Source organism: Rhizobium sp. NZLR11, from assembly GCF_019685115.1.
Lineage (GTDB): Bacteria > Pseudomonadota > Alphaproteobacteria > Rhizobiales > Rhizobiaceae > Rhizobium.
The window spans coordinates 35,687-60,765 of record NZ_JABDWD010000026.1 but is presented as its reverse complement, the minus strand read 5'-3'; the positions used below and the strand labels follow the sequence as shown (position 1 = coordinate 60,765).

20 protein-coding genes, 4 pseudogenes and 1 riboswitch are annotated in these 25,079 nt (G+C 58.1%); of the genes and pseudogenes, 5 read left to right on the top strand and 19 right to left on the bottom strand.

Going from position 1 to position 25,079, the window contains the following annotated elements; all coding sequences use genetic code 11:
* Positions 1–342 precede the first annotated feature (342 nt).
* The 6 genes from HJB83_RS30035 to HJB83_RS30010 all read right to left on the bottom strand — a co-directional run bounded on the left by HJB83_RS30035 (position 343) and on the right by HJB83_RS30010 (position 5,864).
* On the bottom strand, positions 343–963 hold the full coding sequence (locus HJB83_RS30035) for a thiamine phosphate synthase (RefSeq protein ID WP_020048042.1): 621 nt from the start codon (positions 961–963) through the stop codon (positions 343–345).
* Entirely contained in the window at positions 960–1,733 is a 774-nt protein-coding gene (locus HJB83_RS30030; protein WP_020048043.1) for a thiazole synthase, read from the bottom strand. Before HJB83_RS30030 ends, HJB83_RS30035 begins: the two co-directional genes overlap by 4 nt.
* A gap of 3 nt (positions 1,734–1,736) precedes the next feature.
* Complete coding sequence (gene thiS, locus HJB83_RS30025) at positions 1,737–1,934, bottom strand: sulfur carrier protein ThiS (protein WP_018068076.1); 198 nt, start codon at positions 1,932–1,934, stop codon at positions 1,737–1,739.
* Positions 1,918–2,901 (bottom strand): glycine oxidase ThiO, encoded by a 984-nt coding sequence (gene thiO, locus HJB83_RS30020; protein WP_018068075.1) that lies wholly within the window; start codon positions 2,899–2,901, stop codon positions 1,918–1,920. The genes thiS and thiO overlap by 17 nt, the downstream gene beginning before the upstream one ends.
* Before the next feature lies 1 nt (position 2,902).
* A complete protein-coding gene (gene thiC / locus HJB83_RS30015) occupies positions 2,903–4,720 on the bottom strand; it encodes a phosphomethylpyrimidine synthase ThiC (RefSeq protein WP_221159703.1) in 1,818 nt (605 codons plus the stop codon).
* 92 nt (positions 4,721–4,812) lie between these two features.
* Positions 4,813–4,944, bottom strand: a riboswitch (TPP riboswitch).
* A gap of 209 nt (positions 4,945–5,153) precedes the next feature.
* Complete coding sequence (locus tag HJB83_RS30010) at positions 5,154–5,864, bottom strand: hypothetical protein (protein ID WP_221140630.1); 711 nt, start codon at positions 5,862–5,864, stop codon at positions 5,154–5,156.
* A 1,136-nt stretch (positions 5,865–7,000) separates the two neighbouring features.
* Here HJB83_RS30010 and HJB83_RS30000 point away from each other — a divergent pair.
* From HJB83_RS30000 to HJB83_RS29990, 3 genes and pseudogenes are all read left to right on the top strand, one after another.
* Positions 7,001–7,242: pseudogene (locus HJB83_RS30000) on the top strand (rhizopine-binding protein); the annotation flags it as partial.
* 581 nt (positions 7,243–7,823) lie between these two features.
* A pseudogene (locus HJB83_RS29995) lies at positions 7,824–8,056 on the top strand (helix-turn-helix domain-containing protein).
* A gap of 485 nt (positions 8,057–8,541) precedes the next feature.
* A complete protein-coding gene (locus HJB83_RS29990; RefSeq protein ID WP_168260224.1) occupies positions 8,542–8,961 on the top strand; it encodes an ACT domain-containing protein in 420 nt (139 codons plus the stop codon).
* Positions 8,962–9,325: 364 nt separating this feature from the next.
* Here the strand turns inward: HJB83_RS29990 and HJB83_RS29985 are convergent, their stop codons facing one another.
* Positions 9,326–10,420: a TlpA disulfide reductase family protein gene (locus HJB83_RS29985; RefSeq protein ID WP_221159702.1), complete on the bottom strand. Its 1,095-nt coding sequence runs from the start codon at positions 10,418–10,420 to the stop codon at positions 9,326–9,328.
* A gap of 684 nt (positions 10,421–11,104) precedes the next feature.
* On the opposite strand from HJB83_RS29985, the gene HJB83_RS29980 reads away from it, so the two are divergent.
* Entirely contained in the window at positions 11,105–11,446 is a 342-nt protein-coding gene (locus tag HJB83_RS29980; RefSeq protein ID WP_221140488.1) for a hypothetical protein, read from the top strand.
* A 57-nt stretch (positions 11,447–11,503) separates the two neighbouring features.
* Positions 11,504–11,641: pseudogene (locus tag HJB83_RS29975) on the top strand (IS481 family transposase); the annotation flags it as partial.
* Positions 11,642–11,829: 188 nt separating this feature from the next.
* On the opposite strand, the gene HJB83_RS29970 reads toward HJB83_RS29975, so the two are convergent.
* From HJB83_RS29970 to ccoN, 12 genes and pseudogenes are all read right to left on the bottom strand, one after another.
* On the bottom strand, positions 11,830–12,360 hold the full coding sequence (locus tag HJB83_RS29970) for a hypothetical protein (RefSeq protein WP_221159701.1): 531 nt from the start codon (positions 12,358–12,360) through the stop codon (positions 11,830–11,832).
* A gap of 131 nt (positions 12,361–12,491) precedes the next feature.
* Entirely contained in the window at positions 12,492–13,154 is a 663-nt protein-coding gene (locus tag HJB83_RS29965) for a transcriptional regulator (RefSeq protein WP_168260073.1), read from the bottom strand.
* A 40-nt stretch (positions 13,155–13,194) separates the two neighbouring features.
* Positions 13,195–13,590: a hypothetical protein gene (locus HJB83_RS29960; RefSeq protein ID WP_221140483.1), complete on the bottom strand. Its 396-nt coding sequence runs from the start codon at positions 13,588–13,590 to the stop codon at positions 13,195–13,197.
* A 176-nt stretch (positions 13,591–13,766) separates the two neighbouring features.
* On the bottom strand, positions 13,767–15,323 hold the full coding sequence (rpoN, locus tag HJB83_RS29955) for an RNA polymerase factor sigma-54 (RefSeq protein WP_221159700.1): 1,557 nt from the start codon (positions 15,321–15,323) through the stop codon (positions 13,767–13,769).
* A gap of 312 nt (positions 15,324–15,635) precedes the next feature.
* Positions 15,636–15,794, bottom strand: coding sequence for a cbb3-type cytochrome oxidase assembly protein CcoS (gene ccoS / locus HJB83_RS29950; protein ID WP_221140480.1), 159 nt, complete (start codon positions 15,792–15,794; stop codon positions 15,636–15,638).
* Positions 15,791–18,076, bottom strand: coding sequence for a cation-translocating P-type ATPase (locus HJB83_RS29945; protein ID WP_221140478.1), 2,286 nt, complete (start codon positions 18,074–18,076; stop codon positions 15,791–15,793). The genes ccoS and HJB83_RS29945 overlap by 4 nt, the downstream gene beginning before the upstream one ends.
* Positions 18,073–18,558 carry a FixH family protein gene (locus HJB83_RS29940; RefSeq protein WP_221140476.1) on the bottom strand — a complete coding sequence of 162 codons (486 nt, stop codon included), beginning with the start codon at positions 18,556–18,558 and terminating at the stop codon, positions 18,073–18,075. Before HJB83_RS29940 ends, HJB83_RS29945 begins: the two co-directional genes overlap by 4 nt.
* Positions 18,555–20,122, bottom strand: a pseudogene (gene ccoG / locus HJB83_RS29935) (cytochrome c oxidase accessory protein CcoG). Before ccoG ends, HJB83_RS29940 begins: the two are co-directional and overlap by 4 nt.
* A gap of 338 nt (positions 20,123–20,460) precedes the next feature.
* On the bottom strand, positions 20,461–21,324 hold the full coding sequence (ccoP, locus tag HJB83_RS29930) for a cytochrome-c oxidase, cbb3-type subunit III (RefSeq protein ID WP_221140471.1): 864 nt from the start codon (positions 21,322–21,324) through the stop codon (positions 20,461–20,463).
* 1 nt (position 21,325) lies between these two features.
* Positions 21,326–21,478: a CcoQ/FixQ family Cbb3-type cytochrome c oxidase assembly chaperone gene (locus tag HJB83_RS29925; RefSeq protein WP_003568501.1), complete on the bottom strand. Its 153-nt coding sequence runs from the start codon at positions 21,476–21,478 to the stop codon at positions 21,326–21,328.
* A gap of 8 nt (positions 21,479–21,486) precedes the next feature.
* Positions 21,487–22,221 (bottom strand): cytochrome-c oxidase, cbb3-type subunit II, encoded by a 735-nt coding sequence (gene ccoO / locus HJB83_RS29920; protein WP_221140469.1) that lies wholly within the window; start codon positions 22,219–22,221, stop codon positions 21,487–21,489.
* Between the two features lie 8 nt (positions 22,222–22,229).
* On the bottom strand, positions 22,230–23,852 hold the full coding sequence (gene ccoN, locus HJB83_RS29915; RefSeq protein ID WP_221140467.1) for a cytochrome-c oxidase, cbb3-type subunit I: 1,623 nt from the start codon (positions 23,850–23,852) through the stop codon (positions 22,230–22,232).
* Between the last annotated feature and the right edge of the window lie 1,227 nt (positions 23,853–25,079).

Below are 25,079 nucleotides of genomic sequence, written 5' to 3'. Positions count from 1 at the left end.
TTGCATCTGGCTCAGCGGCGCGCGCGTGTCCTCGTCGATGACGCCAGTCAGGGCACCAGCGATCGACATGATTGTCATCATCGCAGCGTACGACGCGCCGCAGACAGTGGGAGACCTAGAACTCCACCATCGGTGCTCCGATGTTGCGTTATATCCGACGAGGGTCATGATGAACCGACGCCCCCTGACTGTGCGCGACCCGCCCTACTCGCGCCGACCGTATCTCGTAGATCTGGCGGGCGTCGTTCTAATCCAATTTGGCAACAATCGGCCCCTGCTTTGCTAACATTTCAACCAGCCCTTCCGCCTCAAGATGATCCATTACCCAGGTTTCCTGGCGGCTTACTGAAGATTGGGAGTTCGCGCCTGCGCTGTGGCGATGATCCATTGCTTTGTTCTAAGTTCCGGATTTTCATGCCGCATCACGTCGGTCACGACGGCGACGCTATCCGCCCCGTGAGCAAGGACGCCTTCGATCCGTTCGACATTCAACCCGCCGATGGCGACGAGAGGCAGGTCGCCGATGCGCGATTTCCATTCGCTCAGCCGCGTCAGCCCTTGCGGCGGCCATTTCATCGGCTTGAGGATCGTCGTGTAGACCGGGCCGAGTGCGATATAATCAGGCCTTGCTGCCAGTGCGATTTCCAACTCGCGTTCGTCATGCGTTGAGACGCCAAGCTTCAAGCCACTCGCTCGGATCGCGTCGAGGTCCGCTGTCGCAAGGTCCTCCTGGCCGAGATGGACGAAGCCGCAACCTTCCTCGATCGCAAGCCGCCAGTAGTCGTTGACGATCAGCTGACATTGATGTTTAGCGCAGACTGCTACTGCGCGACGAATCTCGGCGCATAGTTCAGTCCTCGGACGATTCTTGATGCGCAATTGCACCAGCTTGACGCCAAGCGGTACCAACCGGGCAATCCATTCGCCGCTGTCCACGATCAGGTAGAACGGATCGAGCTTCATGTGAACACCGCCTTTCCGATCACCGGCGTAGAGGGTACGGCCATGTCGCGCGGCTCCATCAGGCCGGCGTTAAAGGCTTGATTGCCGGCGGCGATTGCCGCGGCAAAGGCGGCTGCCATCGCCGCGGGATCTCCGGCGCCGGCAACGGCGGTGTTGAGCAGAACCGCATCGAAACCGAGCTCCATCACCGCAGTTGCGTGCGACGGTCGGCCGATGCCAGCATCGACAATCAGCGACACGTCAGGAAAATGCGCCCGCATTGCCCTGAGTGCTGTCGGATTGAGTGGCCCGGCGGCACTGCCGATCGGTGCGCACCAAGGCATGAGCACCTTGCAGCCGGCCTCCAGCAGTCGTTCGGCCACGACCAGATCGTCGGTCGTGTACGGGAAGACTTCGAAACCTTCGCCGACGAGAATGCGAGCCGCCTCGACGAGACCGAAGACATCCGGCTGTAACGTATCATGGTTGCCGATGACCTCGAGCTTGATCCAGTCGGTGGCGAACAGCTCGCGGGCCATCTTTGCGGTCAGCACGGCTTCCGCGACGCTGTGGCAACCTGCAGTGTTGGGAAGGATACGAACGCCGAGCGCGCGGATCATCTCGAAGAAGGCTCCCCCACTGCGGCCGCCAGACATCTCACGACGAAGCGAGACGGTGACGATTTCCGTCGCCGATTGCCTGACGGCCTCGGAGAGGACGGCAGGAGAGGGGTAACGCGCTGTGCCGAGCAGCAGACGGGAGTTTATTTCGGCGCCGTAAAGCGTCAGCATCCGTCAGCCTCCCTGCATCGGCGACAGGATTTCGATCCTGTCATTGTCGTTGAGCGAACGATCGAACCGGTCTTCGCGATGGACCAGCTCACCGTTGACGGCTGTCGCCAGCCAGTCACCCTCATATTCCATCAGGACTAAAAGCTCCGACAGCGTCTCAGCCGCGACATCCTGGGCCTCGCCGTTAACGATCAATTTCATGGGGCATTCCTCCCGTCGTATGTTGGTTGAAGACAAGTTCAGCCGCCTCGGCCGCCATGGATGGCGCGAGCAGAAAGCCGTGGCGGTAGAGGCCGTTGAGCGAGATCACCGTTCCCTGATGGCTTGCACGTGGAAGATTGTCCGGAAAGGCTGGGCGAATTCCGACACCCGTTTCGATTATGGTTGCATCGGCAAAGGCCGGAAATAGCGTGTATGCAGCGTTGAGCAGTTCCATCAGTGAACGGGCGACAATAGGCCCGTCGAATTCCGTCTCGATCATTGTCGCGCCGACCATGAACACACCGTCTCCACGCGGGACGATGTAGACGGGGAAACGCGGATGGAGCAGGCGGACCGGCCGGGAGAGATCCACGTCAAAGCTTCTAAGGTAAAGCATCTCGCCGCGGACGCCGCGTAACTCCTTTGCCTCGCCAATGCGCGCTGCGCCCGTGCAATCGACGACACTGTCGAAGCTCTCGTGTGGGCTCTCGCCCACGAAGGTGACCCCCTGAACCGTCAGCTTGGTGCGCAGCAGACACAACACTCGCCGGGGATCGAGATGGGCTTCGCGGCGAAAGAACAGCCCGTGCCGGAACCGCCCGCCAAGAGAGGGTTCCAGCGCCGCAATCGCCGGCTCTTCCAGCCATTCATAACCCGTCGTGCGGCAGGCAAAGCGTCGCAGTTCACCAAGATCGCGAGCCGAGGCGACCACGAGCGTTCCGTTGCGTCGCACCTCTCCCGGCACCATTGCCTCCCATTTGTCGGCGGCGGTGAGACCGCGCATGAGTACCGCGTCATCAGCACTCTCCCGCTCGCACCAGGGCGCCAACATTCCGCCCGCGAGCCACGAAGCAGCACGCCTGAAACCGTCATATGGATCGAGCACGGTAACCTCGGCATCTCGAGCGCGCAGTTCATACGCCACCGTCAGGCCGGCAACGCCGGCCCCTTTGACAAGCACACGCATCTCATTCGCCCGAATGTTGCAGGGTTTCTACCGGCATATAGAGGTCGCCGCCCTCGCGATAACGCGCTGCCATCGCATCCAGACCCTCCTTCTGCGCTTCGGCGCGGATATCGTGCGAGATGCGCATGGAGCAGAATTTCGGGCCGCACATGGAGCAGAAATGGGCCACCTTATGGGCTTCCTTCGGCAGCGTCTTGTCGTGGAAGCTGCGGGCGGTTTCTGGGTCCAGCGAGAGGTTGAACTGATCTTCCCAGCGGAATTCGAAACGGGCGCGGGAGAGCGCGTCGTCGCGCAGCTGTGCCGCCGGATGCCCCTTGGCGAGATCTGCGGCGTGAGCCGCGATCTTGTAGGTGATGACGCCTACCTTCACGTCGTTGCGGTCGGGAAGCCCCAGATGCTCCTTGGGCGTGACGTAGCAGAGCATCGCCGTGCCGAACCAGCCGATCATGGCTGCGCCTATCCCAGAGGTGATGTGATCGTAGCCCGGCGCGATATCGGTCGTCAGCGGCCCGAGCGTGTAGAAAGGCGCCTCGCCGCAGACTTCGAGCTGCTTGTCCATGTTCTCCTTAATCTTGTGCATCGGCACATGGCCGGGGCCTTCGATCATCACTTGGCAGTCTTTCGCCCAGGCGATCTTGGTCAGCTCTCCCAGTGTTTCCAGTTCGGCGAACTGCGCCGCATCATTCGCGTCGGCGATCGAGCCGGGGCGCAGGCCATCGCCGAGCGAAAAGGAGACGTCATAGGCGCGGCAGATGTCGCAGATCTCCTCGAAATGCTCGTAGAGGAAGCTTTCGCGATGGTGATGGAGACACCACTTCGCCATGATCGAACCGCCGCGCGACACGATGCCCGTCAAACGGTTGACGGTGAGCGGGATGTAGTGAAGCCGCACGCCGGCATGGATGGTGAAATAGTCGACGCCCTGTTCGGCCTGTTCGATCAGCGTGTCACGATAGACCTCCCAGGACAGGTCTTTGGCAATGCCCTCGACCTTCTCCAGCGCCTGATAGAGCGGCACGGTACCGATCGGCACCGGCGAATTGCGGATGATCCATTCGCGGATATTGTGGATATTGCGGCCGGTGGAAAGATCCATGACCGTGTCGGCGCCCCAGCGGGCCGCCCAGACCATTTTCTCGACCTCTTCCGTCATGGACGAGGTGACAGCAGAATTGCCAATATTGGCGTTGATCTTCACCAGGAAATTCCGGCCGATGATCATCGGCTCGGATTCCGGATGATTGATGTTGGCGGGGATGATCGCCCGACCCGCCGCCAATTCCTGCCGGACGAATTCCGCCGTCACATGGTCCGGAATATGGGCGCCGAAGCTTTCGCCGTCGCGGACCATGGCATCCGCCTGCGCCTTGCGACCAAGGTTTTCGCGGATGGCTATGAATTCCATCTCGGGCGTGATGATGCCTGATCGCGCATAGGCGAGCTGGGTGACCGCCTTGCCATCCCTGGCTCGTAGCGGCTGACGTTTAGTGGGAAATTCGGGCGTCAGCCTTTCGCCGCTGGCAAAGCCGTTGTCTTCGGGGCGGATATGGCGCCCCTGATAGTGTTCGACATCGCCCCGCCCGAGCACCCAGTCGCGTCGCAGTGAGGGAAGCCCTTGTTCGATACGGATCTGGGCGCCCTCGAGCGTATAGGGGCCGGAGGAGTCGTAGACGACAACGGGCGGCTCGCCCGATGTCGGGTGCAGGCTGATTTCGCGCATCGGCACGCAAATGTCGGGATGGACGTCCCCCCGAATGTAGATCTTCCTGGATGCCGGCAAGGGGCCGGTGGTGACAGTTGGGGTGGCGGCGATATTCATGGTTTGAGGCTCCAAGTTTTCGATTGGAGACCCAGTCATCAGCCGGAATGATGAAAAGACGCCGGCACGGATTCCGCGCGTGAATCCACTGCCTTCGAGCGCTTGCACCGTCCCTACGCCAGTATGAACTGGATCAGGTTCAACGGGTCACTGCGCCACAATCGGCAAAGCCGTATTGTCCAGCAGTATCTCAGCCCCTTGCCGGGACCCCCCTGGTGAATGCAAAAAGGGTAGAGGCTTGCCGAGGGGACTGTCAAGCGACAATCTGCGATGGCTCGGGGTTAGGTTACACACAGGATATCGTGCGTGTCGCCGCTGTTAAACGATGGACAAGGGCAATCGTGCCGGCCGGCACGCTTCCGCAAGACAAGCGCCCTTGTCGCATGCAGTGGCAGTCGATTTATTTCGCCAAATCTACCGAGATACCGAAGCGCTATTGAGAAAGCAGGCGCGGAACTGGAAAGTCTAGTACTTTTTCCGTGTAGCTTTCGACCAGGGCGCTAAACGGCGTGCCGTCTGGAAGTTTCAATACGGCTCGATGTTCGAGCAGGAACGCCGGCAGGCCGGGGGAACTTGTTTCATGCGCTGTTGAGCCGTCCATGTCCCAGCCTTCGGATAGAGGGGACCAGAGCAACTTGGCAGACAGGTTTGTGCGAGTGAAATTGAGAGCCTGAACGGCTCTGCCAAAAGGGATATCGCTGGTATTCAGCGCCTGATTCATTTCTGCAGTTAACTTTGCAGGTACATACCAGTTGTCGGCTTCAGACAAGACGCGATCTCCGCAGACCAGTCGGACGCGGCGATAAGCGATCAACTCACCGGGTCCGACGGTCAGAAGTTTACGGATGTCCTCATCGGCCGGTTTGCCTTGCCCGCCCACACGCTGAGCTACGATCTTGAAACCTTCCGGTGCGAGCTTATGCGCGGCGCACCAACGGTCAAGGGTCAACGTAGCACTGGCGTTACTCAGGAGATTGGCATTCAGGGTCTGGAGGACCGCAAGCGCTTCCACCCGAGATACCGGCGTGTTCAGCCACTGAGCCCCTATAGACGGTTCTTGCGCAATTGCGAACTGGGTGCCCAGCACGATGGCAGCCGCTGCAAGCGCGGCGATGCGAATGCATTTCGCAGAACATAATGACATAGAGAATGAAATCCTTTCGGAAGTATAATTGGGCGAACCTTGCGGGCCAAATACCCTTGAATTTTGCCGACAAGTGAGCGTTGTCAGTGTATATGATAGCGGCAGCAGGATTTGAACTAGGGCTTGCGCGTACCGTGTAACGGTCAGGTTCCTGAAGACTTTCTTACCATCTTTCGATGTTCCTGCCGTGCTGGTTCGCACGTTTTGAAACCCGTGTGCCCGAGCCGTCCTTTGCTTGCGTTGCATCCATGTCGTCCATGATGTCCTCCATCCGCTCGCCGACCTGTTGTTGTAGTTTGCAAGAGTTGGCGACTGAGCAGGCGCTTCCATTCTGGAATATGGAAACCCGAGAGACGTGGATTTCAAATGAGGGACGTGGCGGCCGGTCCGAACTCTCCCAGTTCCATACTCGTAACTCTCACCTAATGGTTTAGCGCCCTTGTCGTCGCCCTCGCTCGTTGCGAGATGTTCATATAGCTGGATCGGATAAAATAGCTCGCAGCCGAAAGCAAAATCCAGGAGCAATTGTTGGAGAAAGGTCTTCTTCGTCGACCCAGAACCCTCCTGCGGCTCGAGTGACAACTGCAGACCAGACAGCGACACGCCGTCGATGGTTGCCAACCGCAGATGCGAGCAGCCAAGGCGCTTGTCTGATTGCTTTTGATGATCCATGTCATGTGCTCCTTGTGCAAGCCTCCAGACGATGCTGTCGCCGGAAAGGTTTCAGCATTCATAGGGAAAGAATTTCCCGTGCTACCGTAGCTCCCCATGACGGGACACTCGATGAAAACGATAAACAACGCAACAGATGTATTGAGTATATATTATCGTATATCATTTCCAGTTTGGCGAACTTTACCTATTATTTTGAGAAACCTTCGAGTTATAAAGTATGTCATTCATATATTATTACATATATCGCACTTCACGGCGCCTAGGTGAAATGGCAGGTCTCTACCGCTACGGCAAACTCTTGCTGGTGAAAACGGTAGTCGGGCGATACAAGGCCATCATAGGGCGGCCTCTGGGAGCCAGGTCGCGGCCTGGTCGGCAGACCGAACTCGCCATCAGTTGCTCCGTTCTCGACCGCATGCTTGACGGGCACGCCCGAAAGCCGTCTGCCGCCATGCAGACACGGCGTGATCAGACGTTTCAAAGAGGCAAGGAATATGACCACGGTCGTCGTCGGCGCCGGCGCCGACGCCACACAGGACGTGCTTGCCGCCATGCAGGCGCGCGATCTCGACCTTACCGTGTTCCAGGATGGCGCCGGCCAGGGCAAGGCTCAGTCGATACCGCACTCAAGCCTGCTAAGGGCGAAAAGGTCGAAAAGAAGGGCTACATTCCGTTTCAGCTCGTCACGCCTCAAGGACTCCGTCATCAAGAGCTGAAGGGCGAATGCGACACAATGCAGGTTTGCTTGCATCCTCTTTTTGGGCGCTCCAAGTCTCACTAAACCCTTAGAGTGCCAAGACGATGAAGGGTCCTTGAACTCAGGCCGCGCTTGACCTCGACGCGCCGTTCTCCGGCGATCTATTCAACCCGACGCCGATCAACAGAGCCCGGGAGATTTTTTACAAGCTCTGGCCGAACCTGCGGCCCACGAGCTAATCACGCCGAGGCAACGCCCGAATTGTTTGTCCATCACTCCCCGCTTGGGAACAATCAGTGCATTACTCCCTACGAGCTTCCCACCGCCGCGAACGCTCCCGCCAGATAGGAAGCTGTTTGTCGGCCGTCGCGAGTTTGCGCCGCAGTTCGGAGCTGGTCACCTCTCGTTGTTTGCCATGCAAGCGTTGTCCATCCTTCATCGCGTTAGACCTATACTCCGTCGCACAAACTGATAGAAAGAGCGCTCGCGGATTTCGAAGCAACTGTCCGTTGCCGGACGCGATCGGCAGCGGTGGAACTAGAAAACGGATGCACGTTTTCCGGCCGCCAAAAGGAGCCTTAAACGACATGAACATGGTCTCGAAAATTGCGAAATTCCCAGTTGCCCCGTCCGTTGGCGCTCTGCTTGCAGAAGCTCGTCTGGCTCGCGGCTATTCGCTGGACGACGTCGCAGAAACCACTGGTCTGACTGTGGCAGAGGTGACAGCTCTGGAAATGACGCGGATTTCGACGCGTCGAGGATCCGAAGGACCGCATCCGCTCTAGGGATTCTAAAAAAAATATGTGATGCGCCGCGCTGACTTTTTTGAACAGCTTCTTCCACGCTGCACCTCTTCCAGGAAGATTGGTGCCGCAACTCACGGGTCGCGCTTCAACCACTATCTCGAGCAAGAAATCAATGCCTCCCGAGACGAGGTGACATGCTATTACTTCGGGAATGGGGAGGCCTCTAGGAAGGAGTCTGCGTTGTCGTGGGAGTACCGTGCGGCGTAACGGAATATCCTCACTCCAATTGAGTAGGCCGGCACGGTTGATCGCGGGCTATGAAGACAGCCAACCTTTTCCTCAAGCGCTCTAATATGCTGCGAGACCGCCAAAGGCGTAACCCGAAGTACTTTGGTCACCCGCTCAAGGGCTTGCGTTGCGAAGGACTGCGCTTAAGTTGAAACGATCCAACATCGTCAATCTGCCTTATGCCAGTTAAGGAAATCTCATTTGTTCGCGCCCAGTTCCCGTCTTAGACATGGCCAAGACATCCTGTGATACGCAGAGGAGACCGCTGGCAATGGCTATTGTGTTGCGAGACAAATTCGAAATGCTGTCGAACATGACGCCCTCGCTCAAAGAAGGCGAGTATGTATTCTGCTCGATTCCCAATGAAGGGAGCAAAGCCCACAATCTGAATCCGATCGCGACATTTCACGAAAAAGAAGGTTTGACAGTCATCCTTGAGAAAGGAGAGGCGCACGAAGCGGGGTTCGAAATTTCACTTGCGATGCGCCAGATCACCCTCAATGTGAATTCTGCGCTCGATGGCGTCGGCCTTACGGCGGGCGTCGCCGCCTCTCTCGCAGAAGCCGGGATACCGTGCAACATGGTGGCCGCGTATCACCACGACCACATCTTTGTTCCGACGGGCTTAGCCGATCGAGCATTGCATCTGTTGGAAAGGCTGCAACGCGAGTCCGCGCGGGCGATGCGCTGACGAACGGTAATCCCCGCACATAGCGGCGAAGCTTTGTGAAATTCGCGGGCAAGCGGCAGCACGAGCAGACCTGGCGTTGGTTCGCGATTCGGGTAGACCTTGATATCAGCGCTCAGTTTGACATTGCGCAAAGCTCCGATGATCGCCGTCAATGCATCCAAATTCCCGTATCCCAGCGAACGCTTCATTCCATTGCGCTGATTTCGGAAGAAACTGACAGATCGACCGTCTTCCCTCGTGATGCCGGTTGTGGGATGTGTGCGAAACGCGAGCGATCCGGCCGGATCAAACATGCGTTTTTGCTCCAATGGTTCGTTAGAATTCCTGTCGACGCTGTCTGAGCAGCGCCAACAGGTTCCTATTTTCAACACTGCTTTCGCGGAGCTGCACAAATCCCCCCATAACAAACCTGCTCACCCTTATACTCCGCCAAGGTATGCAGCAATTGTGCCATCCGTTCGTGCTTCTCGACGTCCGGGAGAGCCTCTCCGTCCACGAACTTCAGAGCCTGCTCGATCAAATCGACAGCGCGGTCATCGTCGCCGCTCTCATGGTAGTAAAAGGCAATTGTCAGGTAAGAATGATAGCGGAAAGGAGCATCGTGCTGCGGATACAGTCTCAGGATTCGTTCGGAGAGCTCCTTAGCCATCGAAGAACGTTCGGCCAATGGAAGGCCCGAGTAATCGTAGATTGGACCGAAGAGGTCTTGCAGCGCCGCGAGAAGCCAATCTTCAGAGTTTCGTTCAATTGCAGTGCGAGCAAATTGGACTAATGCGATCCAGCCCGCCTCCATGTCGCGCATTACTCCAATCAATATCTCGACATGCTTCTGGTGGAACCTGATGTTGTCCGGGAAAAGGATGATGCCCTCTTCAATGGCAGAGAGCGCCGTCTTCCAATCCTCAATCTCTGTCGCCTCCCGGATTCGACGAAGCAACGCGCGCTGCGGAGCATGGATCTCGGCTTCAGCAATCCGCTCCTCTTCGGCATTTTTTGCTTCGGCGCTGGCGCGCCAGCTGCCGTCAATCACTTTTGGCAGAACGTCCTCGAGCTTAACCAGATCGCCGATAAAGGCGATCCTACCGTCTCGGTCGACAATGAACGCCTTTGGAACGTGGAACGTCAGGCTGGCTTTGAGCCAATCCTTATCCATTTCGCCTGAGTGGTCGAACCCGATCCGTATGTTCGCATTCGGGAGCCATTTGGTTACCCATGCGTCCACCTCAGCTGGGGCCTCGTCAGCCGTTACAATGCCGATGACCTCAATTCCGATATCCCGGTATTGCTCATGCAACTGAGCCAGGCGGGCCAGCGCCGGCCCGCAACCACTGCAGGTAGTCGAAACGAACGCAGGGATGTATATCTTGCCGAGCTGGAAGTTGGAAAGCGGATCGCCTCGCAGCCAGTGCTGCACATTGATAGACGGAGCTGGAGAGTCTATGCCTAAACAAGAGGTCATTTTCATTCTCCACCAATAGCTATCCGACGCTTCGTGCGCCAGGAATGAGCGTGTGAAGTATCAGGCCGAGTTGCTTCGATTTCGAAGCGCGGCGCATGTTCCGTCTGTTGGACCCACGCTTGTGATCTCGTCTTCTAAAATGGCTTCTGCGGGTGCGGGCGGCCATTGCGATAGTGTCCTTCTTTTGGGAGGATGGCGATGTCTCCGTCGTGACAGGAAGACACCCGAGCCTTGATGCAGATGGCGGTCATTGGAATTCCCATTAGTCATGAACACCTATGCTTCTCCGCGTTGGACGCCGCGGGTCGTGCAAGAGACGCCTGTAAGTCAGTCACCGGAGGTTCTGCATCTTTGCAATTGCGGATCCGACCGGGGCCGGGTGTCCATCAATTGTCCGCTTTCCGGAACGACGATCAGGCGCCTGAATGTCCGGCACCCGTTTGATAAAAGGCACAGTGTGCATAGTCACTTGATCTCCCAAAATCGGAACAGGTCAGTAGCGACCCGACTTACTCTGAGCACTACTCGTGCCAGTCAGGTTGCGCCGATAACCCTTTGAAATTGCACATGTGCTGTTGTCGCTATTCGCAGGGTTTGTAGGGCTTCCGACATGCGTTGTCGGAAGCAGCCCCGATCACTACCGCGTTGAAGAGGCGCTCCGACAGGCTTCAAATCGGATAAGTCATGAAGGCTGCGCTACGAGCGGGTAGATTTGGACAATCCCCATACCGTGGGTACCCATCGCCCCTGGTCGCGTCCTTCTCCGGGCGCGCTTCTCGCATCCTGGACGACGGCCGGGTTGCGCAAGATCAGGAGATCCTCACCCTGGATAATGAGGTGGTTGCGAAAAAGCTCATGGCGGTTAGAGCCAATGTTCGGGCTAGCAGCGATCTTGCCATTCACCTCAAAGCTCTGATCTCGTTCGGATCCACCATCGGCCCGGTCCGCCTCCTCACCGAAACGGTTAAGGCCGAGCTGGCGCATTTTCTCAACCTGCTGCGTGAGAACCGATTTTTCCCGTACTAGGTGTTTGATCCCGGGAATTGATGGTGCGATCTTTTCCGCCGAATGGAAGGAAGCACTATCGGCCAAATACGTCACGGCAGCGCCACGACCGCGCACGCAATTCGAGCTGCAATACAGCGATCGCAAGCTTCGGCCGCGGAGCTGAGCCGGAGCTACGGGATCAATCCGAAGACGGTTCTGAAGTGGCGCAAGCGGGCATAAATCAGGCGACCTACTTCAAATGGAAGAAGAAGTATGCCGGCTTTCCGCGCCGATCAGGCCTGTCTGGAACGTCGTCTTCGTGAGATCTGCGAGAAGCGTGTGCGGTACGGCTATCGTCCTCAGCATAAAATGCGTTGACACGCAGCTCAAACCCGCGGCCGGTGGATCGGACTTGGACACGTTCAGTGCTCGAAACGCTCCAGCATATGCTTCAGTTGCGCATTTTGCATTCGAAGCTTGCTCTCGAGTTGGTGGCGGAGGAGCCTGATCTCTTCATTGAGATTGACCGCATCGTCAGAAGCAGTGCAAACGCTCGGGGACCGTGGGAGAACGACTGCAATAGTTTTCGACTTCTTGCCCCGCGTGCTGCGCTTTCGCGTTTGACCTTCACCCGCGGCATGCGCAGCTATGTCGACTTCATCGAACAAAGCTGGATCAGCTCCTTCCTCCGGTCCCGCGCCTTCGATATCTGCGGGACCATTAACAGCGCTTGCCGCCTCTTCGGCACGACCCGGGTCGACTGGCGCCGCCGCGGAATGACCCTGGAGAACTGACTTTTCATCGGCCGGACGGTCTGCGGCGCCTAACTGGTTGTTGGCTGCCGGCTTGGCAATGGCCAATACGTCCTTCACGGCATCGGTCGAGCCGTGTTCTTGCCTCTGCTGCCGTTGCGGGGACACCAGTCTGGCAAGAAGCTTCCATGGAGACGCCATTTTATTCGACCTCGAATTCTACCCCGTGCGCAAACTACGTGCAAAAGCGTTGCCGGCATGACTAACCGCCGCCAAACTATTCGCATCAATAAGCATGAGAATGCGGCCAGCGCTTGATCGACGGCTGTCGATCAACCGAGGTTGAGCCTCTTTCGCAGATCGGCATTTTCAGCACGTAGCTTCTCGGCCAGCAGCTTCCGCAGTCTTTGATTTTCCTCTTCCAGCTGCAGAAGATCCGAAAACTCGTCAACTGCAGCTACCGACGGTGCCGTCGCTGCCTGAACCGCCCTCGGAGCACGCCTGATAGGCGCACGTCTGGCGTTTGTCGCACCTTCGTCAGACTTTGCTTTGCGTCCTCTCTTTTGCTTTCCGGCGGTGGCATTCGAAGCCAATGCTGGTTGCACAGAAACCGGGGCTGGGGCCGTTTCAGGCACTGCCTTCTTGGCGCGAGGTTTGCGCACTTTCTTCGATACATCGGACGCGATCGCGGCCGGCGGTTCAGCATTGATCATCGTATCGTTTTCGTCGGCCATTGTGGTCTCCTGTAAAGCCGATGCATTTGTCTCCTGCTCGATCGGCAGTGTCAATAACGACCCAGCCTGTTCTTCTCCGGATACAAGCATCTCGCTGCTTTTTGCCTGAGGAGTTAATGACAGAAATGGCATTGCCTCGTTCTGAAGATCTTGAGCAACGGACTTGAGATCGGTGTCTCCCCAGATTGAGTTCGGTTTGAAATTGAGTTTCCGGCGACCTGATTTGTACTCGACGGCAAAGCTGCGTTGGACTTTTTTCATCTTAATGAAGCCTCGGGTGTCTGATTCGGCGGCGACGTCTTCAGCGTCGCAAGCCTTTCAGATAGCGACTGCAGTCCATCCGGTCTATATTTTTTGAATATTGGCTCACTGGGTCGAATCGAAAACAAGCAACTGCTATGATATCGTTCCGTTGGCGCCGCTCGATGATTGCGAGCCGATCTTGGCTGGTGAGAGGATAGCCCTTCGACGTGGCAACACGGCCTGATCCGATGTTCCGGCTATACAAACATTGCGTTAGTTCGTTTTGCGCCGAACCATCGCATAGACGACCAATAGCTGACGCGCCGAACCCGATCACGGTTGTGCAAGTGTCGGGCGAATAGCCGAATGCGTGACGTAGAAAATGGCCGGCTTTCTGCGCCAGCGCAAGCTCATCGTCCGGCAAAGCGAAAAAGATCGAGCGCAATTGGGTCATAGTCCTCCGCAATTAGGGTATCGCCCACGCCGCGGCCTAACCGGCTCGGGTAGGCATATCCGGCAATGCCTTCTCCTCGATCAAGGGTTGGTTCTATCGTAACCTGAGCGCAGCCGGACACGGAAACCCGCGCCGCCGATTAGAGCAGGATAATTCGATCCGGGTTGAAGACAGCCTCAGAAGCCCGCGACCTTGGCGAGTGCCCGCTTCTCGCGGCGGCGCTGGACCGAAGAGGCGATGTTCATCTCTTGCCGGTATTTCGCAACCGTGCGGCGGGCAAGATCGACGCCGCCCTTCTTCAGCATCTCGACGATATCGTTATCGGAAAGCACCGCCTCCGGGCTCTCCCGCAGGATCAGCGCACGGATCTTGTGACGCACGGCTTCGGCCGAATGGCTGTCACCGCCCGCGACGGCGCTGATCGAGACGGTGAAGAAATATTTGAGTTCAAAGAGGCCGCGTGGCGTCAGCATATATTTGTTCGACGTGACGCGGCTGACGGTGGATTCATCCATCTTGATCGCCTCGGCGACCGTCTTCTGGTTCAGCGGGCGCAGGTAGTCGACGCCGTGCAACAGGAAGGCGTCCTGCTGGCGGACGATTTCGATTACCACCTTCATGATGGTTTTTTCCCGCTCGTCGAGGCTGCGCTTCAGCCAACTGACCTTCTCCTGGCAACCGGCAAGGAAGGCGCGAGCTTCGTCGTTCTTTTTCACCAGGGAAGAATAGGACTTGTTGACCAGCGGGCGCGGCATTGCATCCGGATTGAGCTCGACCAGCCAGCCGCCATCCGAGGAGGCTCTGACGACCACATCGGGTATGATCGCTTCGGAAACAGCTGCCTCGAAATCGCTGCCGGGCTTGGGATTGAGCTGACGGATCTCGCCGTGCATGTCGAGAAGATCTTCTTCGTCGACGCCGCAGAGCCGCTTCAGCGTCGCAAAGTCGCGCCGGGCGAGCAGCTCGAGGTTTTCGACCAGAGCCTGCATGGCCGGGTCGTACCGGTCCTTCTGCCTGAGCTGGATCGCCAGGCATTCGGCGAGGCTACGGGCGAAAACACCTGGCGGATCAAGGCTCTGCAGGGTGGCAAGCACGCGCTCGGCCTGTGCGAGGCTCGTGCCCAGCCTCTCGCTTGCCTCGACAATATCGGCCTGCAGATGACCTCGCTCGTCGAGCTGGTCGACGAAAGTCTGCGCGATCAGCCGGTCGGCCATGTCAGGCAGGACGAAGGGGATCTGCTGGGCGAGGTGATCGCGCAGCGACACCTGGCCGGCGACGAAATCGTCGATATCGTAGTCGACGCCATCGCCGCTGCCCGGCATCGACTTCCACTGGCTGACGAGCTCCGGCGCGTCGAGGCGCTGCGGGGCCGCGTCGTCAGGAAAGACATCGGTGTAGTTGGCGTCGAGCTCGTCGTTCAGTCGGCTGGTGCTGGCGCTGCCGCCATTGTCGCACCAGTCGGTGGAGAGCGCCTGGTCACGATTGTCATAACCATCGTCCCCGCCAGCATCCTCCGATTGATGAGCATACTCACCATCTTGGGTTCCGCCGCATTCGCCATCCGCCACGTTGTCGTCCTGAAATTCGAGCAGCGGATTCTGTTCCACTTCTTGAGCGATAAACTGGCTGAGTTCGAAATGATTCATTTGCAGCAACCGGATGGATTGCATCTGTTGCGGTGACATCACCAGGGACTGGGTCTGGCGCTGGATAAGATTGGCGGAAGGTTTCATGATAAAGTCCACTTAATTCTCGGATCAATGCCCGATCATGACCTCAGGGCACGAGATCGATGCCGTCAGGTGGCACGTGCTTGGCATCATGAACCAAATTGGGGCAACTTGGGCGCCCCGTCGCTTAGTAGCTTTCAAGAAAGCCCTCCAAATCATCGAGTGAATCCCGAAAAGAATATTCCTAAGTTTTAGTTATTTTGGCGAGCCGTGAACTCGGTTAGGAAAGGGAATTTGTCGCGGAGCCGACAAACGACGACAGTGCAGATTGTCGCAATTCTGTATCTACATTTCCTTTTTGGACCCAGTGTTTGGTCAGGGTTTTCGTTGATCGGTTTCGTCCTGGGCGAGGATTCGCCAGGCGGCGCCTTCAAGGTCGTCGTACTGGCCGCTCTTCAGCGACCAAAGGAATGCCAGGAGTCCTATTCCTCCCATCAGCAGCGCGATCGTTATGAGATAGATCAACATGTTCATGCGGCTTTGACCTCCGCGATCCTGCCGATCCGCCCTCGAATGTGCATATCCGGACGCTTGCTGAAGGCGTTCAGGCGCAGTGCGTTCGTCACGACGATGATCGAAGATGTCGACATTGCCACCGCCGCTATCAGCGGCGTCGCCAATCCGGCGATGGCGATCGGCACCGCCAGCGCATTATAACCAATCGCCAGAACAAAGTTCTGCCGGATCAGCGTGGCAGATCTTCTCGCAATGGCGATCGCTTCCGGAACAGCGTCAAGGTGATCGTTGAAGAAAACCAGGTCGGCCGCCTGTCTGCCGATATCGGAGGCTGTGGCCGGCGCCATCGAGACATGCGCGGCAGCAAGCGCCGGGGCGTCGTTGATCCCGTCGCCGACCATGAGCACGCGACGACCTTCGCCATTCAGCCTCTGGCATTCCTCGACCTTCTGTTTCGGCGTCAGAGAGCCCAAAGCCCTGTCGATACCTAGGGCATGTGCCGTATTGTCGACGACGGTTTGCCTGTCTCCGGACACGATCAGCGTTTCAAGGCCGGCTGCATCGAGCCGGTCGATGGCCTCGCAAGCACCCGGACGAAGCGTGTCATCGAAGAAGAAGCGGGCAAGATCGACGCCATTCTTCGACAGGACCACTTCCGAGAACGGACTGTCGGCGGTGCGGGGCACGACGCTGGTTCCGCAGGCAAACGCCGCGTTGCCCAATCGATAGACATCTGCTCCGTTCCTGGCTTCCAGTCCCCCGCCGGGGATTTCCGTGACGAGGTCGAAGAACATGAGGTCGGTTTCGGTATCCCGTACCAGGGCCCGAGAAAGAGGATGCCGTGAATGCGCTGCCAATCCACGAGCGATCACGGTGGCGCTCTCGTCCATGGCGTCCACTCTGACAAGGCGCGAACTGCCGATCGTCAAGGTGCCCGTCTTGTCAAAGGCCACGGTGTCGGTCTCGGCCAGTCTTTCGAGTGCTGAACCGTCCTTCACCATGATGCCTTTCCGGAAAAGCTCCCCCGCAGCGACAACCTGGACCACGGGCACGGCAAGACCCAACGCACATGGGCAGGTGATGATCAGCACCGCTACGGCGACCAGCATGGCCTGTTTCCAATCTCCGCCCAGGAGGCCCCAGGCAAGGAAGGAGACCAGCGCCAGCAGATGCACGACCGGGGAATAGAGTGTCGCAGCGCGATCGGCGATCCTGCGATAGCGAGCTCTTCCGCCCTCGGCGGCTTCCATGAGGCCGATGATCTCCGAGAGAAGCGAATTCTTGGCAATTCTCGTCGCCCGCAACACGAGGGAGCCGGTCAGATTCATCGCCCCGGAACTCACTTCGCTGTTGCTGGCGACGGCGACGGGGCTGCTCTCGCCGGTGACGATGGAGAGGTCCAGGTCGCTCTCTCCGCTGACGACGATGCCATCGACGGGAACCCGTTCGCCTGCGGCTATCGAGATTTCATCCCCCGCCGCGATCTCATCTACCGCAATGTAGCGTCGCGACCCGTCCGGATTGATCAGCAATGCTCCGCGCGGGGCCAGTCTAGCGAGTCCGTTGATCGCCGCCCGAGCCTTTTCCCGCATGACATGATCGAGGGTTCTGCCGATCAGCAGGAAGAAGAGCAGCGAGACCGAAGCGTCGAACCACGCATGCTCGCCGTGATGGACGGTCTCCCACAATGAAACGGCATAGGAGAGCGTCACGGCGAGCGAAATCGGAACGTCCATGTTGGTGCGCCCATGCCGCAGCGCATTCGAGGCCGATTTGAAGAAGAAGCGCCCCGCATAAACCAGCGCGGGCGCTGCTATCATCGCCGAGATCCAATGAAACATGTCGCGCGTCGCAGCATCTGCGCCCGACCAGACCGATACCGAGAGCAACATGATGTTGGCGGCCGCAAAACCGGACACGCCGATCGCGAGGAGAAGTTGATTTCTGGTCTTGTCGTTCTCGGGAGCTGAGGGCGTGAAGACATGCGCGCGATATCCGGCCGAGTTGATCGCTGCGAGGATCTTGGACGGATCGGTTGCGCCCGTCTCGATCTCCTCCTGGTAGACGCAGCTCACCCTTCGCGCCGTGAGATTGACTCGTGCTGTCTTGACGAAGGGAAGCGCCAACAACGCCCTTTCGATGGTCGAAATGCAGCCACCGCAGTGGGCGTCGGGAACGCTCAGGTCCAGCTGGCGCAATCCTTCGCCGAGCGGCTGGCTGGCAAGGCGAACCTCTTCGGCACTGAATGATGTCGTGCTGAGGGCAAGCACGCTTTCCGCGTCCATGGTACAGCAGCTCACTGGCCTAACTCCGCGGTATCGATGCGTTTTGCCTCATGCATGACGACCACGCCGCCGTTTCGCGAGATGGCCTCGACGATCCAGTCACCGTCGGCTAGATCATGCTCCGCTTCGAACCGCCCCGCCGCTCTCTTCCTGAGCGTAAGGAGGAAGTCTTCGTGGTCTCCGACCGGACGTTTGAAATTCAGAATGACGTCGTCGACGATCGCAGGCGATCCGCTCTTGTCGTGAATATCGTAGCGGATCTCGTGCCCCTTTATGGAGAGGTTGCCCTCGATGTCGGAAGCGGCCATTGCCTTCATCGCCGCCGCTTTGCGGTTGAACTCCTGACTGGCGACATAGGTGTTTTCCACGACCAGACCGCTCCAGCTGGAAGAGGCATAGAAGGCCATGGTGACGTTCACCGCGATCACCACGCCAAAGAATGCCGAGGTCGAAAGCAGCATGTGCAGGCCTGTAAAACCTTGAGCAGAGGTCTTCATTTGATGTCTCCCGGTGCATTGAACGCCGCGCGGTAGGTTGCCCGATCGGCATGATCGATATCTTCGATAACGAACAGAAATTCATTGATCGGGGCTCCGGTAGGCTTGCGCGTAACGAAGATCTTCAGCGTCGTGGCCGCGTCGGGCTCGGCATGAACTGTAAAGCTGCGGGCGTCTTCATTGCCTACCTCGGGAATACGCATCGTCGCCCCCTCCAGCCCGACCAGGCTTATGTTCACATCCCTCGGCTTCGGCACCATGTTCAGGATACGAAGCGTGTAACCATTCCGCAGCGAGCCGTCGCTTTCCAGAACATACTGGGGGTTTCGGTCGTGAACGACGTTGAGTTCAAGGCGCTCCCGAAAGGTGAGATGGACGAGCATGGCCACGCCGACTGCCGCCCAGGAGAGTGCGTAAAGAACGATTCTCGGACGAAAGATGATGCGCCAGTTGAAGTGCCGGATCGCCGGAACGAAAGTCCCATCATCGTTTCGAACCCTTGACGGCTGAACGGCTGTTCGCCCTACCCTGGTGGCAAGCGACATGTTGCTCGAGTATTCGCTCAGCGTGGCGTAGGCGATCAGGCCGCGAGGCTTCCCGCGCTTGTCCATACGACCGTCGCAGGCGTCGATGCAAAGCGCGCATGTGATGCACTCCATCTGCTGCCCGTTGCGAATGTCAATTCCCATCGGACACACCGCCACGCAGGCATTGCAATCGACGCAATCCCCAACCGGGATGCCCCTGGCTCGAGCGCTCTTGGGGTACCGCGACCGCTGCTCGCCCCTCCAGGCATTGTAGGTGACGACGAGAGAATTTTCGTCGAGCATCGCACCCTGGATGCGTGGCCAAGGGCACATATAGGTGCACACCTGCTCTCGCATGAGACCGCCGAGCACATAGGTGGTTGCAGTAAGGATGGCGACGGTCGTGTAGGCGGCTGCAGGAGCGTGGCCGGTGAACAGCGAAACAAGCAGGCTCGGCGCGTCGGCAAAATAAAAGATCCACGCTAATCCCGTGACTACGCCTATCAGCAGCCAGATCGAATGCTTGACGACACGCTTCCTCAGCTTGGCAAAGCTCATTGGCCTAGCGTCGAGCTTCATTCGCGCGTTTCGATCGCCTTCGAGTGCACGTTCGACGACGAGAAAAAGATCAACCCAGACGGTCTGCGGACAAGCGTAGCCGCACCAGGCGCGGCCAACGGCGGAAGTGACGAGAAACAGGCCGAGGCCTGCCATGACGAGGAGACCCGCTACATAGTAAAATTCCTGAGGCCAGATTTCAATGAAGAAAAAGAAGAAGCGCCGTGAGGAAAGGTCGATGAGGATTGCCTGGTCAGGCGCGTAAGGCCCGCGATCCCAGCGAATCCATGGCGCGAGATAGTAGATGCAGAGCGTAACCAGCATGACGATCCACTTGAACCGACGGAATCGTCCCTCTGCACGCTTGGGAAAGACCTTCTTCCGAGGAGCGTAGAGAGGCTGCCGGTTGCGACGGGCGTTGACTGGCTCGCCACTGAGCCTTTTGATGTATCGGGATCTGGGGCGGTGCGGAGGTTCATGGGGCCTATCGGACTTCATCTGCCGTTGTCCCATCTGCTGCGCATCTGCCCTTGATGCAGATCAAGAGACAAGGCCTTCCCGCGAAAGGAAAACGCCATGGAGAGAGGGCGTGGCTTTGGGGGGCTGCGGGGGAACAAGCAACCACGCTGGAACGTCCTCGACAAGGCTATTGCAACCGGCTTGTCTGCTCGTGGTCTTTGAGGCAGGTCCAACTGATGATCGACCTGCCGCTCTTTGCTAGGTCGTCCTGATTGGAAGGTGGCGGCGTGGCCTTGCCGCGTCGTGCCATAGAGATCGAAGATTTGGTTGTCGCCGTGAGCTGTCATGGTTTTTTTCCTCACGTCCCGCCGCCAAGCGAATGCACGAAAATGGTAAGTTCCTTGACGGTCGTATCGCCGAGACGCCCTGCCCAGGCAGGCATGACGCCATGCTTGGGAGCGGCCACCTGACGGATGATCGCATCCTCGCCACGTGCCTTCAGCCAGATCGCATCGGCGAGATCTGGCGCGCCCATTTCGGCTTTTCCTTTGGCGTCGTCGCCGTGACATGCGGCACAGTTATCGACGAAGACCTGTTTTCCGGCCTCTGCGAGGCCGGGGTCCGACGGTGTATTGGTCAGTCCCCAGACGTAAGCCGCGACCTGCCTTGTCTGGAGGGGATCCAGAACATCGGCAAAGGGCGGCATCTCGGAAGCATGAGTGTCCGTATCCTCGTTGAAGCGAATTCCATGCGCGATCGTCGCCTGGATGGCATCCAGGTCTCCACCCCACAGCCAATCGTCGTCGTTGAGGTTCGGAAATCCCGGGCCGCCGCTTGCTCCCGAGCCATGGCACGGCGCGCAGTTCACCTTGAATGCAGATGCGCCGCCGGCGACCGCGAATTCGCGAAGAGCAGAATCGGAATCGATCTCGTGCACCGTCTTGGCGGCGATCAGATCACGCAGCGTCGTCTGCGATGCTTTGGCCTGATCCAGGTTCTGCTGCAACTCGGCGCGGCTGGAGAAACCCAGCATGCCCTTGGTGGCGTCGGTAACCATCGGGATCGCGGGATATGCGATCGCATAACCCAAGGCCCAGACGATGGTGGCGTAGAAGGTCCACACCCACCAGCGGGGCATCGGATTGTTGAGTTCGCGGATGCCGTCCCATTCATGTCCGGTCGTTTCGACGCCGCTAAATTCATCGATATGTTTTTCCGACATCTCAATCGTCCTTCAAGGGAATATCGGCGGCTTCTTTCGCCGTTTGCTTGCTGCCTGGGCGAAGGGTGAACACAACCGCGCCGACGAAGAATGCCGCCATTGCCAAAAGGCCCCAGCTGTCAGCGAAGTGTCTCATTGCAGTGTAGGTTTCCATGGATCACCTCATCGGTAGCCGGTCGCGTCGTCGTAGGTCGAGAAATCGACCAACGTTCCGAGCATCTGCAGGTAGGACACCAGGGCATCCATTTCGGTCAGCGCAGCAGGATCGCCGTCGAAATCGCCGGTCTTCGCCTTCGGATAGCGGGCAAGCAGGGTCGTCGTATCTGCGTTCGGATCGGCTTGGGCCTTCATGTCGGCCTCCGCATTCGCCAGCATGTCGTCGTTGTAAGGCACGCCCACGTCCTCGTTGGCCTTTAGGTCCATTCCCACGTCCTTGACCGTCACCCTCTGCTCTTTGAGGAAGGCGTAACTCGGCATGATCGACTCCGGCACGACCGCCCGTGGATCCGCGAGATGCTGGACATGCCATTCGTTGGAGTAACGTGCACCGACACGCGCCAGATCCGGCCCGGTTCGCTTGGATCCCCATTGGAAAGGATGATCGTACATGGACTCGGCCGCGAGCGAATAATGGCCGTAACGTTCGACCTCGTCGCGGAACGGCCTGATCATCTGGCTGTGGCAGAGGTAGCAGCCTTCGCGGATGTAGATGTTCCGGCCGGCCAATTCGAGCGGCGTATACGGCCGCATGCCTTCCACCTTTTCAATCGTATTCTGCAGGTAGAACAGCGGTGCGATTTCGACGATGCCGCCGATGCTCACGACGAGCAGCGAGCCGACGAGAAGAAGCGTCGCGTTCTTCTCGAGGATCTGATGTTTATCTAGTATCGATGCCATGTCTCACCTCATTCGGCAGGCTGTGGTTGGGGCACGAAAGTGGTTGGGATTGCAGCTTCGTCGCGCAGGTGGCCGCGGATCGTCATGAACACGTTCCAGGCCATGACGAGACCGCCTGCCAGGTAAAGCGTTCCGCCGACCGCGCGCAGCACGTAGTAGGGGAACATCGCCGCGACTGTCTCCGCGAAGGAATAGACGAGGAAGCCCTGAGAATTGTACTCGCGCCACATCAGCCCCTGCTGGATGCCGGCAACCCAAAGCACGGCGGCGTAGACGACGATCCCGAGGGTTGCGAGCCAGAAGTGCCAGTTGACCATCCGCAGGCTGTAGAGACGCTCGCGTCCCCATAGCTTCGGCGTCAGATAGTAGATCGCCCCGAAGGTGATCATACCCACCCAGCCGAGGGCGCCGGAATGCACGTGGCCGATCGTCCATTCGGTATAGTGGCTGAGCGAATTGACGGTTTTCACCGACATCATCGGGCCTTCGAAGGTCGACATCCCGTAAAAGGCGATGGCGACGATCATCATACGGATGATCGGATCGGTGCGGATCTTGTCCCAGGCGCCTGAAAGGGTCATGAGACCGTTGATCATGCCGCCCCAGGAGGGCATCCAGAGCATGATCGAGAAAACCATGCCGAGCGTTTGGGCCCAGTCGGGCAGTGCCGTGTAGTGCAGATGATGCGGGCCGGCCCAGATGTACATGAAGATCAGCGCCCAGAAGTGGATGATCGAAAGCCGGTATGAATAGACGGGTCGGTTGGCCTGCTTCGGCACGAAATAGTACATCATGCCCAGGAAGCCGGCGGTGAGGAAAAAGCCGACGGCGTTGTGGCCGTACCACCATTGGGTCAGCGCGTCCTGGACACCCGAGGAGACAGAATAGCTCTTGGAGCCAAGGAACGAGGTGGGAACCGCCAGGTTGTTGACCACGTGCAGCATGGCGATGGTGATGATGAAGGCAAGGTAGAACCAGTTTGCTACATAAATGTGCGGCTCTTTGCGCTTCAGGATCGTCCCAAAATACACTGCTAGGTAGGCCACCCAAACGATGGTCAGCCAGAGGTCGACGTACCACTCAGGTTCGGCATATTCACGGCCTTGGGTGATTCCGAGAACGTATCCGGTCGCAGCCATCACAATAAAAAGCTGGTAGCCCCAGAATACGTACCAAGCCAGGCTACCGCCGAAAAGACGTGCGCGACAGGTGCGTTGCACCACGTAGAACGACGTCATGATGAGCGCATTGCCGCCAAAGGCGAAGATAACCGCCGACGTATGAACGGGCCGCAGCCTCCCGAAATTGAGATAAGGGGCGATGTTGAGGTCGGGATAGGCAAGTTGCAGCGCGATGATCACGCCAACCAGGAAGCCGACCACGCCCCAGAATACCGTGGCGATCAAGCCATACCGTATCACCTCGTCGAAGTAGCCGGACTTATCGGCGTTACGCTGTTGGCCTGCCGGCGAAAATTCAACCTTGCTGACCATCAGCACAGCCCCCATAACGAGGCAGAGGCAAAGTATGCCCATATGAACCGCAAAGAGATGATCATGCGCGAATGCGGCTAGTAGCAGCGCTAGAAACGCCGCGACCGCGATCACCATCGTTTCCGTTGTGTAATTCATGATGTCGTCCCCAGTACGCCGACGACCGCGTCGCGGCCGTCTTTCTCGCCAGGACTGTCATGAAGCCGCGAATTGCGCCTTGATCTGCGTCAACGAGAGGTCGGGAAGACGGGACTGCGCTACGATTATAATACAATGGGTCGTTTAGTCGTTCGGCACATTGCAACTGTCCTGACATCACGCTGGGTGTGTTAGATCACGTTTTTGTGGTGGATCAGTTCTCCCGGATTGGCGGAACGCGTTATGGGCCAGGTGTTATAGACGAGCGCACGACGACAGATGCAGCCCATCAAACAATGTCAGAGTTTGCTGACGCGCTATAGGATCAACCTGAGGAAGGTGGCCGGAAGAAAAATTATGTTTTTGGCCGACATGCCGTAGGAAACGCCGAATTTAGGGCGCTGCACCCTTGAGGTGAGATGTCCAGAAGGAGGGCTTAGGAAATCGTTGCTAACATCGGCTGGGATACATGTTTCGAGCGGCAACTTGTCGACGGCGTGCAAGCCCGGCGTATAATCAATGAAACACGAGCCGATTGGAAGCAAGCTGCGCGCTTCGCTCGATCGTGTCAGAAACGCCGCTACGGGTGAGCGGCATTATTGTTCCTCTCTATGTTGGTTGTCTGGTCAAAAAGGGGACCGTCCAACACCTGGTTCGCCAAGATAGGTGGAAGTCTCCGATTCGATCAGAGCGTTCCGCAGGGAGCGTTCTCCTCTCGTCGTACAGGGCTGCGCGAGTCGTCCGGCGGCTGGAAGGTGCGCCGAAGACCAAACGCAATGCCATCAAATGGAGGCGCTAGTCATATGCCACCGCGGCGCGGACTGCCGCCAGCCGCATCAATGACCGCGAATGCGAGCTCAATACCTTGCGATGGGTTCTGGCGACCAGCAAGCACTTCATGATCGAGCCTGAGTCAGACAACGATATGCTGGCGCACCGGAGTCGAAGGCTATCAACTTCAGCCGCATTGGGCTGCCTCGTCTTCAATAACGGGAAAGCGCCGATCCGGAACCTACAACCCTATCCGTATTCACCGGTCGGGTCTGTCCGCGCCCTGTCCGTGCGATGAAGACTGCATGTTGAACTCGACGATGTGCCGGGTTATCAGAGCGGTGGAACAGGCGATCGCCGCCAGCGATCAAATGGCTACCAAGTCGACGCGTCCCTGGGCCGATGGCCAGATCAAGCGATTTCGCCGCCGCCTCCATTCGGGCGTCGCTTGTGGCG